This is a genomic window from Hydrogenophaga sp., from assembly GCF_022844385.1.
Classification (GTDB): domain Bacteria; phylum Pseudomonadota; class Gammaproteobacteria; order Burkholderiales; family Burkholderiaceae_C; genus Hydrogenophaga.
Window position 1 is genome coordinate 105,775 of record NZ_JALHLX010000001.1, and the last position, 15,690, is coordinate 121,464.

The window sequence follows — 15,690 nt, forward strand, 5'->3', positions numbered from 1 at the left end:
ATCAGATCCTTTTCATCGTCAAAGTGCGCTTCCACATCGCTGGGCAATAACTGAATCGTCGCTCGCAGCCCCGGCACCGCGCTCATGAGCGCCTGCTCCACGCTGGCGCGCACGGCAGCCGCCCGGCCCAGCGACCAGCTTGCCGGCATGTGCATGTGCAGGTCGACAAAACGCCGCTGGCCGGCCTTGCGTGTGCTCACGTGGTCAAACCGGATGATGCGGGCCTCGCCCTCGGCGGATGCAAAACCGTCCAGCGTTTGCTGGATGGTGGCCATCACCTCGGGCTCCAGCGCCTCGTCCATCAGACCCTGCGACGAGCGCCACATGAGGTGAAAACCTTCTTTCAGGATGTTGGCCGCCACACCCATGGCCACCAGCGGGTCCAGCCAGAGCCAGCCGGTGAAGCTCACCAGCGCAATGCCCACCACCACACCCACCGAAGTCCACACGTCGGTGACCAGGTGTTTGGCGTCGGCCTCCAGCGCGATCGAACGGTGTTCCTTCGCGGCGCGAAACATCACCCAGGCCAGCAGGCCGTTGAGCGCGGAACTCACGACCGAGAGCGCCAGGCCCCAGCCCACCTGCTGGATCGGCTGGGGGTCGAAGAACCGGTGCCCGGCCACCCAGATGATGCCCAGGGCCGCCGCGATGATCAGGATGCCCTCGAAACCGGATGAGAAGTATTCGGCCTTGTGGTGGCCATAAGGGTGGTCCTCATCCGCCGGACGCGCCGCAATGGTCACCATCACCAAGCCGAAGATCGCACTGGCCAGGTTCACCAGCGACTCCATCGCGTCGGACAGCAGTCCCACCGAGTCGGTGATGAGCCAGGCGCCCGTCTTCAGCGCAATGGTCATGAGGGCCACCACCACCGAGGCCATGAGCAGGCGTCGGGGGGTGAGCAGGCGGGCTTGGGCGGGGGTCATGGCCGGATTGTCGGGCACCCGCCTTGTGTGAAGCTGAAGGGCAACGACCATCCCGGCACAAGCGGTGCCAGAATGACCCGATACACCGCGCCCATGACACCCACACCCACCCCCACCGAAGCCCCCGCCCCCTCCAACAGCTTCTGGCTCGGCGAGACCGATGTCTGGCTGCTGGCCGAAGGCAAGCACCTGCGCCCCTGGCAGAAGCTCGGGGCCCACGCCACCACGCTGGACGGCCAGACCGGTACCGCCTTTGCCGTGTGGGCGCCACACGCGCGGCACGTCGGCCTGGTGGGCGACTTCAACCAATGGCAAGCGCAGTCCATGCGCCTGCGCCCCGAATGCGGCGTGTGGGAACTCTTCGTGCCCGGCGCGGCGGTGGGCGACTGGTACAAATTTGACGTGCAGGGCAGCGACGGCCGCCACGTTTTCAAGACCGACCCCTACGCCCGCGAGACGGAACTGCCCCCGGGCAACGCAGCCCGCGTGTGCGAGCCCCTGCGCGCGCCGGCCGACCGGCGCGGCGCCGCGCACGAGCGACCCGACTTGCCCATGGCCATCTACGAGGTGCACGCAGGCTCGTGGCGCCGGCCCGACGGCCCGCACACCGTGCCCACCTGGGACGACCTCACCACCCACCTCGTGCCCTACGCGGTGGACATGGGCTTCACCCATCTGGAGCTGATGCCGGTGAGCGAGCATCCGTTCTACGCCTCGTGGGGCTACCAGCCCACCGGCCTGTACGCCCCCACCGCGCGCCATGGTTCGCCCGAGTCGTTCCGCCGCTTCGTGCAGACCGCGCACGCCGCCGGGCTGAAGATCATCCTGGACTGGGTGCCCGCCCACTTCCCCACCGACGAACACGCACTGGCCCGTTTCGACGGCACGGCCCTCTACGAACACGCCGACCCGCGCGAAGGTTTCCACCGCGACTGGAACACCCTCATCTACAACTTCGGCCGCCACGAGGTGCGCAACTTCCTCGTGGGCAACGCGCTGTTCTGGGTCGAGCAGTACGGCATCGACGGACTGCGTGTGGACGCGGTGGCTTCCATGCTCTACCGCGACTACAGCCGCCCGGCCGGCGAGTGGGTGCCCAACGAGCACGGCGGGCGCGAGAACCTCGAAGCCATTGCCTTCTTGCGCGAGGTGCACGAGGTGCTGCACCAGGAGGCGCCCCGCGCCACCACCCTGGCCGAAGAATCCACCGCCTTCCCGCGCGTGACCGGTCCGGTGGCCGAGGGAGGTCTGGGCTTCGACCACAAATGGAACATGGGCTGGATGCACGACACGCTGTCGTACTTCGCGCTCGACCCGATCCACCGTCGCTGGCACCACAACAAGATGACCTTCGCGATGATGTACGCGCACACCGAAGACTATGTGTTGCCGCTCTCGCACGACGAGGTGGTGCACGGCAAGGGCTCGCTGCTGAACAAGATGGCCGGTGACCGCTGGCAACAACTGGCCAACCTGCGCGCGCTCTACGCCTGGATGTACGCCCACCCGGGCAAGAAGCTGCTGTTCATGGGCGCCGAGCTGGCGCAGCCGACCGAGTGGGACCACGACGCCGAACTGCCCTGGCAGCTGTTGAACGACCCGGCACACGCCGGCGTGCAGCACCTGGTGCGCGACCTCAACCACGTCTACCGCAGTGCGCCGGCCCTGCACGCGCGCGACACCGACCCTTACAGCTTCCAGTGGCTGGTGGTGGACGACGCCGACCACTCGGTGCTGGCCTTCGCACGCTTCGGCCACGCGATTGAGGACACGGTGGTGGTGATCGCCAACCTCACGCCCATGGTGCGCCACGGCTACCGCGTGGGCCTGCCGCACGGCGGGCACTGGCAGGAGCGGCTCAACACCGACTCCAGCCACTACGGCGGCAGCAACGTGGGCAACCACGGCCGTGTGGTGGCCGACGACGTGGCGCAGCACGGCCAGCGCTGGTCGGCAGCCTTGGCGCTGCCACCGCTCGCTGTGTTGTGGCTCCAGCCAGAACAGGCATGACGCCCCCCTGCGGCTCTCCTGCGCTGGGTGCGCATCTTTGCCACCAGCAGGGCGAGGGCGGCGTGCACTTCTCGGTCTGGGCACCCGATGCCCACGGCGTGGATGTGTGCCTGTTCGAACCCGACGCCCCGGCCGAACACCGGCGCGTGGCGCTGCAGCCCACCGGTGACGGCGTGTGGTCGGCCTTCGTGCCCGGTGTGGGCGCGGGCCAGCAATACGGCCTGCGCGCCAGCGGCCCATGGCAGCCCGAAGCCGGACACCGCTTCAACCCCGCGCACCTGTTGCTCGACCCGTGGGCACTCGCCCTGGTGGGCAACACCGAGCGCCTGGCCCTGCAGACCGGCCACATGTGCGCCGACCCGCTGCACCCCACGCAAGCCTGGAGCGATCACCAGCCCGACCCGACCGACAACGCCGCCCTCATGCCTCGCTGCGTCGTGGTGGACGCGCAGGCCGAGCTGGCTGCGGGCCTGGCCATCGCACCCCGACCCGCCGTGGCCAGTGACCGCGTGGTGATCTATGAGGCGCACGTGAAAGCCCTCACCCGCCTGCACCCCGAGGTGCCCGAGCACCAGCGCGGCACCTATGCGGCGCTGGCCCACCCCGCCGTGGTGCAGCACCTGCAGCGCCTGGGCATCACCACCGTCTGCCTGCTGCCGGTGCACCAGCACATCAGCGAGCGCCACCTGATCCAACGGGCCTTGAGCAACCACTGGGGCTACAACACACTCAATGCGTTCGCGCCCGAGCCGGCCTACGCCTCGGCCGGCGCCGAAGACACCGCCGCCGTGCGCGCCGAGTTCCGCCACATGGTCGACACCCTGCACCGCGCCGGCATCGAGCTGGTGCTCGACGTGGTCTTCAACCACACGGCCGAGAGCGACCTCGACGGCCCCACGCTGAGCTGGCGTGGACTGGGCCAGAACCGCTGGTACGCCATGGGCGAGCACGGCGTGCCGCACAACTTCAGTGGCACCGGCAACAGCCTGGCGTTCAGCGAGCCGCGCGTGCAGCAGTGGGTGATGGACAGCCTGCGCTGGTGGGTGCAGGCCTTCGGCGTGGACGGTTTCCGGTTTGACCTGGCCGTCTCGCTGGGCCGCGACGCGGCGCTGGGCCACGCATTCAACCCGCGCAGCGCGCTGCTGAGTGCCATGGCGCACGACCCGGTGCTGCGCAACGTGCGCCTGATCGCCGAGCCCTGGGACGTGGGGCCGAACGGTTACCACCTGGGCGGTTTCGAGGCCAGTTGGCTGGAGTGGAACGACCGCTTCCGCGACGGTGTGCGCGCCTTCTGGCTCGGCCACCACGGCACGCGCGGCGAACTCGCCACCCGGGTGTGCGCCAGCGGCGATGTGTTCAACCAGCGAGGCCGCCTGCCCACTGCCAGCGTGAACATGGTGACCGCGCACGACGGCTTCAACCTCGCCGACCTCACCGCCCACCAACACAAACACAACCAGGCCAACGGGGAAAACAACCGCGACGGCCACGGCCACAACCTCAGCGCCAACGGCGGTGTGGAAGGCGCGACCGACGACCCCGCGGTGCTGCACCGCCGCGGCCAGTGGCGCCGCGCGCTGCTGGCCACGCTGTTCTGCGCGCAAGGCACACCGCAGCTGCTGGCCGGTGACGAACTCGGCCACAGCCAGCAGGGCAACAACAACAGCTACTGCCAGGACAACACCACCACCTGGCTGGACTGGGCCAGGGCCGATACCGAACTCGCGGACTTCGTGGCCCGCCTCGCGGCGCTGCGACGGCAGCACCCCGGCTTGCGCCACGCACGCTGGTTCGAAGGCGTTGGCCACCCGGCCGGTACATCGCCCGACATCGCCTGGCTCGACACCGACGGCCAGCCCCTGCGGCTTGAGGCCTGGCAGGCCCGCGATCGCCACACGCTCACGGCCCTGATCACCGTGGGCGAAGCTGGCGCGCCGCCGCTGGAGCGCCTGCTGCTGGTCTGGCACGCCGACCACGGCCGCGTCCAACTGCAGCTGCCGCCTGGCGAGTGGCGCGTGGTGCTGGACAGCGCCGGCGAGCGGGTGGTGCTGCCGGGCGAGGTGGCAGACAAGCTCACCGGCCACCTGGCCTTGCAGCTGGCCAGCGTGTGGGTGCTGGTCCAGGGCTTGCATGCATCGGGCGGCACCTCGCCACACCGCCCATGAACACCGCCATCCACCCCCATCTGGCGCGCCGCACCAGCGGCGTGCTGCTGCACATCACCAGCCTGCCCGGCCCCCACGGCTCGGGCGACCTGGGCATCGGCGCGCGCCACTTCGTGGACTGGCTGGCCTCGGCCGGACAGTCGATGTGGCAGATCCTGCCGCTGTCGCCGGCCGGGCCGGGCAACTCGCCCTACCAGAGCGTTTCGGCCTTCGCCGGCAGCCCGCTCATGGTCGACCTCGACGACCTGGTTCAGATGGGCTGGCTGCCCTGGATGCCGACCCAGGGCTTCGACCACCACCGCTGCGACTTCACCCGCGTGGCGCCCTGGCGCATGGCCTGTGTGCGCAAGGCCTGGGACGGCTTCAGCCAGCGCGCCAGTGCCGACTGCCGCGCAGCGCTGGCCGATTTCTGCACCGAACACGCGCACTGGCTGGACGACTACGCCCTCTTCATGGTGCTCAGCGAACGCCACATCGGCAGCTGGCCGCAGTGGCCCGCACCGCTGGCCCAGCGCGACCCGACGGCCCTGGACGAGGTGCGCCAGCATTCGCCCAAGGCGCTGGGTTTCTGGCAGTTCGTGCAGTGGCGTTTCTGGGTGCAGTGGCAGGCGCTGCGCGACTACGCGCGCAGCCGCGGTGTGCAGATGGTGGGCGACGCGCCGATTTTTGTGGCGCACCACAGCGCCGATGTGTGGGCCCATGCCGAGCAGTTCCTGCTTGGCGACGACTTCGAGCCCGAGGTGGTGGCCGGGGTGCCGCCCGACTACTTCAGCGCCACCGGCCAGCGCTGGGGCAACCCGCTCTACAACTGGCCGGTGATGGCGCAGAGCGGCTACCGCTGGTGGAAGGACCGGGTGGCGCACCTGTTCCAGCAGGTCGACGTGGTGCGGCTGGACCACTTTCGCGGCTTCGAAGCGCACTGGGAGATTCCGGCCAGCGAGCCCACCGCGGTGGCGGGCCAATGGCGGCCTGGCCCGGGCCTGCCGCTGTTCGCCGCGCTGCAGGAAGAGCTGGGTCCGCTGGCCATCATCGCGGAAGACCTGGGCCTGATCACACCCGAAGTCACCGCGCTGCGCGAGGCCTGCGGCTTCCCCGGCATGCGCATCCTGCAGTTCGCCTTTGGGGGCGGGCCGGGCAACCCTTACCTGCCGCACAACCTGGAGCGCAACTGCGTGGCCTACACCGGCACCCACGACAACGACACCACCCTGGGCTGGTGGCGCGCCGCCTCCTCCCACGACAAGGCAGCCGCGCGCGCCTACCTCGGCCCGGCGGTGGACACCGAGCCGCACTGGACGCTGATCACCGCCTTGTCCCAATCGGTGGCCAACACGCTGGTGCTGCCGTTCCAGGACGTGGTGGGGCTGGACGGCAAACACCGCATGAACACCCCCGGACAGCCCACCGGCTGCTGGGAATGGCGGTTCGACTGGCGCCAGATCGATCACCGCCCGGCAGAACGCCTGCTCGCCATGACACGCGCACACGGCCGAATACCCTAGTCAAACCAACTGTTCACGCGATTCCGTCACGATCCATCGAGCCAGTGCGCAGCAAGACGCACCCGCCCCACCACCCACGGAGACACACATGGAAAAAACCTCACCGCAGCAACTGGCCAAGCGCACGATCGCCCTGGTGCTGGCCGGGGGACGCGGCTCGCGCCTGCACGCCCTCACCGACCGACGTTCCAAACCGGCGGTGTACTTCGGCGGCAAGTTCCGCATCGTCGACTTCGCGCTCTCCAACTGCCTGAACTCGGGCGTGCGCCGCATCGGCGTGCTCACGCAGTACAAGTCGCACAGCCTGCTGCGCCACCTGCAGCGGGGCTGGAGTTTCCTGCGCAACGAGTTCAACGAGTTCATCGACCTGCTGCCGGCCCAGCAGCGCATGGACGACGAGAGCTGGTACATGGGCACGGCGGACGCGGTCTACCAGAACCTGGACATCCTGCGCGCGCACAAGCCCGAGTACATCCTGGTGCTCGCGGGCGACCACATTTACAAGATGGACTACGCCACCCTGATCGCCGACCACGTGGCGCTGGGCAAGAAGTGCACCGTGGCCTGCATCGAGGTGCCGCTGGCCGAGGCCACGGCTTTCGGCGTGATGGACATCGATGCCGAGCGCAACATCGTGCATTTCCTGGAGAAGCCCGCCCAACCGCCGCACATGCCCGGCAATCCCGACATGGCGCTGGCCAGCATGGGCGTGTACGTGTTCAACACCGAACACCTGTTTGAGGCCCTCAAGCGCGATGCGAGCACGCCCGGCTCCAGCCGCGATTTCGGCAAGGACATCATCCCGGCCATGGTGGCTGCCGGTGACGCTGCGGCACACCCGTTCGGCCTGTCGTGCGTGAAAAGCACGCCCGAAGCACCGGCCTATTGGCGCGACGTGGGCACGATCGACGCCTACTGGGCCGCCAACCTCGACCTCACCAACACCATTCCCGAGCTCGACATGTACGACCGCGACTGGCCGATCTGGACCTACCAGGAACAACTGCCACCGGCCAAGTTCGTCTTCGACGACGACGGCCGCCGCGGCTGCGCGGTGGACTCGCTGGTCTCGGGTGGCTGCATCATCTCGGGTGCGCTGGTGCGCCGCTCGGTGCTGTTTTCCAAGGTGCGGGTGCATTCGTACGCGTCGGTCGAAGAGTCGGTGATCCTGCCCGAAGTCGACATCGGGCGCGGCTGCGAACTGCACAAGGTGGTGGTCGACAACGGCTGTGTGATCCCGCCGGGCATGAAGATCGGCGTGGACGCGGCTGAAGACGGGCGGCGCTTCTTTCGCACGCCCTCCGGCATCGTCCTGGTCACCCGCGAAATGCTGGAAAAACTGGGATGAATCTCAAGGTTCTTTACGTCTGCTCCGAAGTGTTCCCGCTGCTCAAGACGGGCGGGCTGGCCGATGTGAGCGCAGGCCTGCCCCCCGCCCTGCAGGCGTTGGGCGCCGATGTGCGGTTGCTGCTGCCCGCATTCCCGAGCGTGGTGGCGGGGGTCACGCCCGAAGGCTCCACGTTGCTGGTGCCGCCCGGGGGCAGCCCGGGCCTGCCAGAAGGCGTGGGGCCTCAGGCCACGTCGGCGCACGGCCCCACACCCTGGCTGCGCGCCGGGCGCATCACCGACAGCGGCATGCCCGTGTGGCTGCTGCACGCGCCGGGCCTGTACGAGCGCGACGGCAACCCCTACCTGGACGAACAGGGTCGCCCCTGGCCCGACAGCGCCGAGCAATTCGCCTGGCTGGGCTGGGCCGCGGCCCTGCTGGGCACTGGCCTGGATGCCGGCTGGCAGCCCGATGTGGTGCACGGCCACGACTGGCACTCCGGCTTGGCGTTCGCCTACCTGCGCGAGCTCGCGCGCACCGCCGAGCACCGCCCGGCCAGCGTGTTCACCATCCACAACCTGGCTTACCAGGGCGTGTTCAACGCCGGCCTGCGCCCTCGCCTGGGCCTGCCCGACACACTCTTCCACTTGCAAGGGCTGGAGTTCCACGGCCAGATCAACTTCATGAAGGCGGGGCTGAAATACAGCGACGCCATCACCACCGTGAGCCCGACCTACGCGCGCGAGATCACCGGCACTGAGCAAGGCTGCGGGCTCGACGGTGTGCTGCGCCAGCGCCAGGCCCACCTGCACGGCATCTTGAACGGCGTGGACGACGCGGTGTGGAACCCCTTGACCGACCCGCTGGTGCAACCCGGGTTTGATGCCGACCACCTGCAGGGCAAAGCCCAAGCCAAGACCCGCCTGCAAACGCACATGGGCCTGCAGCCCCGGCCCGACGCACTGCTGTTCTCGGTGGTGAGCCGCCTCACCGAACAGAAAGGTCTGCACCTGCTGCCCGCCGTGGTGGACGAACTCGTGCAGCGCGGCGGGCAGTTGGCGGTGCTGGGTTCGGGCGATGCCGCCATCGAACAGGCCTTGCGCGACTGCGCGCAGCGACACCCCGGCCAGGTGGCACTGACCGTGGGCTACGACGAAGTGCTGGCGCACAGCGTCATTGCCGGCGCCGACGTGATCCTGCTGCCCTCGCGGTTCGAGCCCTGCGGCCTGACCCAGCTCTATGGTCTGCGCTACGGCACGCTCCCTTTGGTGCGCGCCGTGGGTGGTCTGGCCGACACCGTGGTCGACTGCAGCCTGGAGCACCTGGACGACGGCAGCGCCAGCGGCTTCGTGTTTCAAGACCTGGATGTGCCGAGCCTGCTGGCAGCACTCAAGCGGGCCTTTGCGTTGCAACGGCGCCCGGCCGACTGGCGCGCCGTGCAACGCCACGCCATGGCGCTTCGCTTCGGTTGGGCGCGCGCGGCGGGCGAGTATCTGCAGGTCTACCGCTCGGTGCTGCCCACCTGAACGCCACACCAGCACGCTTATTGCTTCAGCCATTCAGCCCCAACAACGCACGCACCACCGCCATGTCCACCCTCGACCCTGTTCCGTTCGAATACGACCACCTCGACAACAGCGTGGATGCCCTTCGCAAGTCGATCGCCAACCGCTTGATCTACTCGGTGGGTCGCGACCCGCGCTCGGCCACCCGGCGCGACTGGTTGTTCGCCCTGTTCCACGCGGTGCGCGACCGCATGATGCACCGCTGGCGCGAGACCCTCGCCACCGCGCAGGACGACGACGCCAAGCGCGTGTACTACCTGTCGATGGAGTTCCTCACCGGCCGCGCTCTCACCAACGCCCTGCTGTCGGTGGGCATCCTCGACGAGGCCCGCACCGCCTGCGCCCAGCTCGGGGTGGACTTCGATTCGCTGATCGACCTGGAGGCCGACGCCGGCCTGGGCAACGGCGGCTTGGGGCGCCTCGCCGCGTGTTTCCTCGACTCCATGGCCACGGTAGGCATTCCCGGCATGGGCTACGGCATCCGCTACGACTACGGCATGTTCGCGCAGCGCATCGTCGACGGCCGCCAGGTGGAAGAGCCCGACTACTGGCTGGTCAACGGCAACCCCTGGGAATTCATGCGCCCGGAGTTCAGCTACACGGTGCAGTTCGGCGGGCGGCTGCTGCAGACCGACGGCCACGTGCGCTGGCTGGAGACCGACGACGTGATCGCCACCGCCTACGACACCGGCGTGCCCGGCCACGAGCTCAGCAGCGTGGCCACCATGCGCCTGTGGACCGCCCGCGCCACCAGCGGCATCAACCTTGACGCCTTCAACAAGGGCGATTACATGCGCGCGGTGGAGGCCAAGAACGAGTCGGAAAACGTCTCGCGCGTGCTCTACCCCGACGACAGCACCGACCACGGCAAGGAACTGCGCCTGCGCCAGGAATACTTCTTTGTCAGCGCCTCGCTGCAGGACATCGTGCGCCGCTTCATCAAGCACCAGGGCAACTTCGACCTCTTCACTGAGCGCGTGGCGATCCACCTGAACGACACCCACCCCGCGCTGGCCGTGCCCGAGCTCATGCGCCTGCTGGTCGACGAGCAGAACCTGGAGTGGGACACCGCCTGGGACATCTGCAAAAAGGTGTTCAGCTACACCAACCACACGCTGATGCAGGAGGCGCTGGAGACCTGGCCGGTGGAGTTGATGGGCCGCCTGCTGCCGCGCCACCTGCGCATCATCTACGACCTGAACGCGATCTTTCTGGCCGAGGTGCATCAGCGTTTCCCGGGCGAGAACGACCTGCTGCGCCGCGTCTCGCTGATCGACGAGCGCGGCCAGCGCCGCGTGCGCATGGCCTACCTCTCGGTGCTGGCCAGCCACAAGGTCAACGGTGTGTCGGCCCTGCACAGCCAGCTGATGGTGCAGACCATCTTTGCCGACTTCGCGCGCCTCTACCCCGAGCGCTTCTGCAACAAGACCAACGGCATCACGCCGCGGCGCTGGCTCTCGCAGGCCAACCGCCCGCTGGCCAGTCTGATCGACGCGCGCATTGGCACCACCTGGCGGCGCAACCTCGACGAGCTCGAACAGCTGCGCCCACTGGCCACCGATCCCGAATTCGTCAGCGCCTTCCAGGCCGCCAAGGCGCAGAACAAACACCGGCTGGCCGAACGCATCGCCACCGAGACGGGCGTGGTCGTGAACCCGGCCAGCCTGTTCGACGTGCAGATCAAGCGCATGCACGAGTACAAGCGGCAGTTGCTCAACGTGCTGCACGTGGTCACGCGTTACCAGCAGATCCTGGCGCACCCGAACGCCGACTGGGTGCCGCGCACGGTGATCTTTGCCGGCAAGGCGGCCTCGGCCTATTTCATGGCCAAGCTGGTGATCAAGCTCATCAACGACGTGGCGCGCGTGGTCAATCACGACAAGCGCGTGGGCGACAAGCTCAAGGTGGTGTTCATCCCCAACTACCGGGTGTCGCTGGCCGAGGTGATCATCCCGGCGGCCGACCTCTCCGAGCAGATTTCCACCGCCGGCACCGAGGCCTCGGGCACCGGCAACATGAAGTTCGCGCTCAACGGCGCACTCACCATCGGCACCTGGGACGGCGCCAACATCGAGATCGCCGAACACGTGGGGCTGGAGCACATCTTCATCTTCGGCCACCGCACCGAGCAGGTGGCGGCCCTGCGCGCCAGCGGCTACAACCCGCGCCGCTACTACGACCACAACTACGACCTCAAGACCGCCATCGACCGCATCGCCGAAGGCGCTTTCAGCCCCGAGGAGCCCGGGCGTTTCCACGACATCACGCGCACCTTGCTGGAGTCAGACTACTACCTGCTGCTGGCCGACTACACCGACTACCTGGCGACGCAGCACAAGGTGGATGCGCTCTACCGCACGCCAGACGAGTGGACGCGCCACGCCGTGATGAACGTGGCCGGCATGGGTGCGTTCTCCTCGGACCGCACCATCCGCGAATACGCCAGCGAGATCTGGAACGTCAAGCCGCTGTTCCCCTGACCGTTTGGGCTTGCAGGGCGCGTGCCAGAATCCGCCGCATGCGGCAACCCTGGCGTTTCTCCTGGTGGTGGGTGGTCGGCGGGGCGGCGATCGCCCTGGCCGGCGCGGCCGCCATCGCGCGCCAGTCGCTGGAACAGCAACGCGCCCTGTTCGAGACCGACGCGCGCATCGTGCACCGGCTGCTGAGCCAGCAAGTGGTGCAGCACGACGCCATATTGGCCACGCTGGCACTGCTGCAGCCCGCGCCCGTCGCCAGCCGGACCGGCTCTCCCGAACAACGCCTGCCCGCGCTCTACCCGCGCATCCTCTCGGTGCAGCGCAGCGACGCCGCCACGCCCTGGCCCGACCCCGCACTGGCCGAGGCCGAGCGCCTGTCGCGCCAGAGTGGCCGCGCCGCGCTGGCACCGCTGGATCTGCCCAGTGGCCGCTACCGGCTGGTGCTCGCCTCCGAGCCCGCGAGCTTCGCGCTCACCATCGACCTGCAGGCGCTGGTGCCCTGGGAAGAGTGGCCGATGGCGGCCGAGACCAGCACGGTGCGGGTCGAACTGGAGCATGCGGGCCAGCGCCACGTGGTCCAGCCGGGCCGGCTGCAGGCGGGCACCGGTTCGCGCTTCGAGTTCCACAAGGTGGTGGCGGCCGAGAGCCAGCCCTTTGACGTGGTGGCCACACAAACCGTGAACTGGCGGCAGTGGCCCTGGGCCCGCATGCTGGCCTGGACACTCGCGGTGGCGGCCTTGCTCGCAGCGGTGCGGCACCTGCAACGCCAACGCCTGGCGCGCCGCCGCGCCGAAGAGCTGCTGCGCCTGGGTCAGGTGGCGCGCCTGAACACCTTGGGCGAACTCGCCGCCGGCATGGCGCACGAACTCAACCAGCCGCTCACCGCCGTGTTGGCCAACACCCAGGCCGCGCAACGACTGCTGGACGACGACCCGCCCGAGCTGGCCACCGCGCGCGGCGCCATGGCCCAGGCCGCCGCGCAAGCCCGGCGCGCCGCCGAGGTGGTGGGCCGGCTGCGCCGCGCGGTGGAGCGACCCGACAGCGGTGGCCAGCGCCAGGTCGTGGATGCGGTGGAAGCGGTGCGCCGCGCGCTGCACCTGCTGGAGCCCGAGTGCCAGCGGCGCAGCGTGGCGCCAGCGCTCGAAGGTTTGCCTGCGCTCAACGTCATGGCCGACCCGGTCGCCCTCGACCAGATCGTGCACAACCTGATCCTCAACGCGCTGCAGGCGCTGGAGCAGGGGCCTGCCACGCAGCGCCGGCTCACGCTCACCTTGCGCACGGTCGATGGCCTGGGCGAACTCGCCGTGGCCGACAGCGGGCCGGGCATTGCGCCCGAGGTCTTGCCACGCCTGTTCGAGCCATTTTTCTCCACACGCGAAGGTGGGCTGGGGCTGGGCTTGAGCCTGTGCGAAACGCTGGCCAGCGGCATGGGCGGCTCGCTCTCGGCCGCCAACGCGGCCACCGGCGGCGCGGTGTTTCGGCTGCGCCTGCCGCTCGCCGCCAACCCAGCATGAGCATGGACACCCTCTCCCCCACCATCCACTTGATCGACGACGACCAGGCCGTGCGCGACAGCCTGGCCTTGCTGATCGGCACCGTGGGCCTGCGCGTGCAGCCGTGGAGCAACCCGCAAGCCTTCCTCAGCACCTTCGACCGCGAAGCCATCGGCGCCATCGTGCTCGACGTGCGCATGCCCGGCATCAGCGGCCTGAGCGTGCTCGACACCCTGGTGGCCCAGGGCGTGGACCAGCCGGTGATCATGCTCACCGGCCACGGCACGGTGGACATGTGCCGTCGCGCCTTCAAGGCAGGTGCGGCCGAATTCCTGGAAAAGCCGGTGGACGACGAGGCGTTGCTCGAAGCCCTGCAGAACGCCGTGCGCCTGCATGTGCGTTCGCGCCAGCGCCACCAGGCCGACCGCGCCGCGCGCGAGCGTTTTGCGCAGCTCTCGGAGCGCGAGCGCGAGGTGCTGGGCCTGATCGTCGAGGGCCTGACCAACAAGGAAATCGGCCGCGCACTCGGCCTCTCGCCCCGCACGGTGGAAACCCACCGCGCCAACCTGTTTGCCAAGCTGCAGGCGCCGTCGCTGGCGCAACTGATCCGCCACTACGCCGCGCTGGTCGATGCCGGAGATGCAGGCACTGCGTAGTTCTACGGAGGGCCGCGCGTAGCCGCCCGAATGGTGGTGGGCGCCGCGAATTTTTACAGTTCTCCCACGGTTGATCGAACCGTTCAACACCACCGGAGAACACCATGAAATTCATTGCCCAAGCTTCCGTCATCGCCCTGTCCCTGATCGCCACCGCCGCCAGCGCCCAGGCCGTGCGCGTGGAGAAGAACATGTCGCTGGACCTGGCCAACCAGATCGCTGCGGCCACCGTCGCAGCGTGCAGCGCCAGCGGCTACAACGTGACGGCCGCCGTGGTGGACCGCGCCGGCTCCCTGCGTGCCCTGCAGCGCGCCGACAACGCCGGCCCGCACACCGTGGGCGCCGCGCAAGGCAAGGCATACACCTCCGCCTCGGCGCGCAACACCACCGCCGCCATGCTGGAGAACGTACAGAAGAACCCCGGCGCCGCAACGCTGGTGGACATCCCGGGCTTCCTGGTGCTGGGCGGCGGCGTGCCGGTGAAGGTCGGCAACGAGGTCATCGGCGCCGTGGGCGTTGGCGGTGCACCGGGTGGTCATCTGGACGAGCAGTGCGCGAACGCGGGCATTGCCAAAGTGGCCGAGTTGTTGAAATGAAAACGCTGCTGCTGGTTCTTGCACTGGCTCTCACCGGTGCATCCGCCCAGGCCCAGGTCGCCCCCAGTGCGGCTGAGGCGGCGGCCTACACAGGTCTGCACGCAGCGGCGCACAAGGGCGACGCAGCCAAGGTCGCGCGCCTGTTGGCCGGGGGCGCTGCGGTGAACGCCACCGACGCCCACGGCCGCACGCCGCTGCACGTGGCCACCTTCGCACGGCAACGCGACGCGATCGCCGCGCTGGTCAAGGCCGGTGCGGACATCAACCGACTCGAGAACGACCGCTATGACGCAGTGACGATTGCATCGGTGGCCGACGACGAAGCGACGCTGCGTGTGTTGCTGCAATTGGGTGCGAGCGCAAAACAGACCACCAGCCGTTACGACGGCACGGCCCTGATCGCTGCCGCGCACCTGGGCCACGACGGTGTCGTGCGCCAGCTGATTGCCGCCGGTGCGCCGCTGGACCATGTGAACAACCTGCATTGGACGGCGGCCATCGAGGCGGTCGTGCTGGGCGACGGCGGCGCGCGTCACCAGGCCACGCTCAAGGCCTTGATCGATGCGGGTGCGAACCTGCAGCTGGCCGATCGGCATGGCCAGACGCCGCTGGCGTTGGCGCGGTCGCGGGGGTATTCGGCGATGGTTTTGATGTTGGAAAAGGCCGGGAGTCGATAGCTTCAAAAGAAGGCTTCTTCGCTGGCTGAACCGGGGCGGACGGCTCCGCGAATGTCCTCCGTCGGCCTGCGGCCGCCTCTCCCTTTATTTCGCTGCGCCGTCCACCCCGATTCAGCCAGCAGCCAACATCTCAGCACTCCAACGTGGGTGTACCCACATCTCGTCAGATCGGAGCGGCACGGCGCTCTGCGCAGCGAAATAAAGACACCGTTCTGTTTGTCAAGCAGTCAGAGGCGCGAAGCGGCTGGCGTCAAAGGGCGTTCTGGACTTCAGCACCCCATAGACAATGGCCAGCA

At 68.7% G+C, this 15,690-nt stretch carries 11 protein-coding genes; 10 read left to right on the top strand and 1 reads right to left on the bottom strand.

All coding sequences use genetic code 11. The annotated features are described in order from the left end of the window. Positions 1-926 (bottom strand): cation diffusion facilitator family transporter (locus tag Q0C59_RS00525; RefSeq protein ID WP_291210313.1); only part of this gene is annotated, 926 nt, incomplete at its 3' end. A gap of 93 nt (positions 927-1,019) precedes the next feature. Here Q0C59_RS00525 and glgB point away from each other — a divergent pair. The 10 genes from glgB to Q0C59_RS00575 all read left to right on the top strand — a co-directional run bounded on the left by glgB (position 1,020) and on the right by Q0C59_RS00575 (position 15,394). Next, entirely contained in the window at positions 1,020-2,936 is a 1,917-nt protein-coding gene (glgB, locus tag Q0C59_RS00530; RefSeq protein ID WP_291210316.1) for a 1,4-alpha-glucan branching protein GlgB, read from the top strand. After that, positions 2,933-5,101 (top strand): glycogen debranching protein GlgX, encoded by a 2,169-nt coding sequence (glgX, locus tag Q0C59_RS00535; protein ID WP_291210319.1) that lies wholly within the window; start codon positions 2,933-2,935, stop codon positions 5,099-5,101. Before glgB ends, glgX begins: the two co-directional genes overlap by 4 nt. Beyond that, the gene (gene malQ / locus Q0C59_RS00540; protein WP_291210322.1) at positions 5,098-6,603 is read left to right on the top strand and encodes a 4-alpha-glucanotransferase; all 1,506 of its coding nucleotides are present in this window, start codon (positions 5,098-5,100) and stop codon (positions 6,601-6,603) included. Before glgX ends, malQ begins: the two co-directional genes overlap by 4 nt. 88 nt (positions 6,604-6,691) lie before the next feature. Beyond that, a complete protein-coding gene (gene glgC / locus Q0C59_RS00545; protein WP_291210325.1) occupies positions 6,692-7,951 on the top strand; it encodes a glucose-1-phosphate adenylyltransferase in 1,260 nt (419 codons plus the stop codon). Further along, the gene (gene glgA / locus Q0C59_RS00550; protein WP_291210328.1) at positions 7,948-9,456 is read left to right on the top strand and encodes a glycogen synthase GlgA; all 1,509 of its coding nucleotides are present in this window, start codon (positions 7,948-7,950) and stop codon (positions 9,454-9,456) included. Before glgC ends, glgA begins: the two co-directional genes overlap by 4 nt. Before the next feature lie 62 nt (positions 9,457-9,518). Further along, a complete protein-coding gene (locus Q0C59_RS00555; protein ID WP_291210330.1) occupies positions 9,519-11,975 on the top strand; it encodes a glycogen/starch/alpha-glucan phosphorylase in 2,457 nt (818 codons plus the stop codon). A 38-nt stretch (positions 11,976-12,013) separates the two neighbouring features. After that, positions 12,014-13,486 (top strand): sensor histidine kinase, encoded by a 1,473-nt coding sequence (locus tag Q0C59_RS00560; protein ID WP_291210333.1) that lies wholly within the window; start codon positions 12,014-12,016, stop codon positions 13,484-13,486. Continuing rightward, positions 13,483-14,121: a response regulator transcription factor gene (locus Q0C59_RS00565; RefSeq protein ID WP_291210336.1), complete on the top strand. Its 639-nt coding sequence runs from the start codon at positions 13,483-13,485 to the stop codon at positions 14,119-14,121. The genes Q0C59_RS00560 and Q0C59_RS00565 overlap by 4 nt, the downstream gene beginning before the upstream one ends. A gap of 104 nt (positions 14,122-14,225) precedes the next feature. After that, positions 14,226-14,717: a heme-binding protein gene (locus Q0C59_RS00570; protein WP_291210339.1), complete on the top strand. Its 492-nt coding sequence runs from the start codon at positions 14,226-14,228 to the stop codon at positions 14,715-14,717. Beyond that, positions 14,714-15,394 (top strand): ankyrin repeat domain-containing protein, encoded by a 681-nt coding sequence (locus Q0C59_RS00575; RefSeq protein ID WP_291210342.1) that lies wholly within the window; start codon positions 14,714-14,716, stop codon positions 15,392-15,394. Before Q0C59_RS00570 ends, Q0C59_RS00575 begins: the two co-directional genes overlap by 4 nt. Positions 15,395-15,690: the final 296 nt, after the last annotated feature.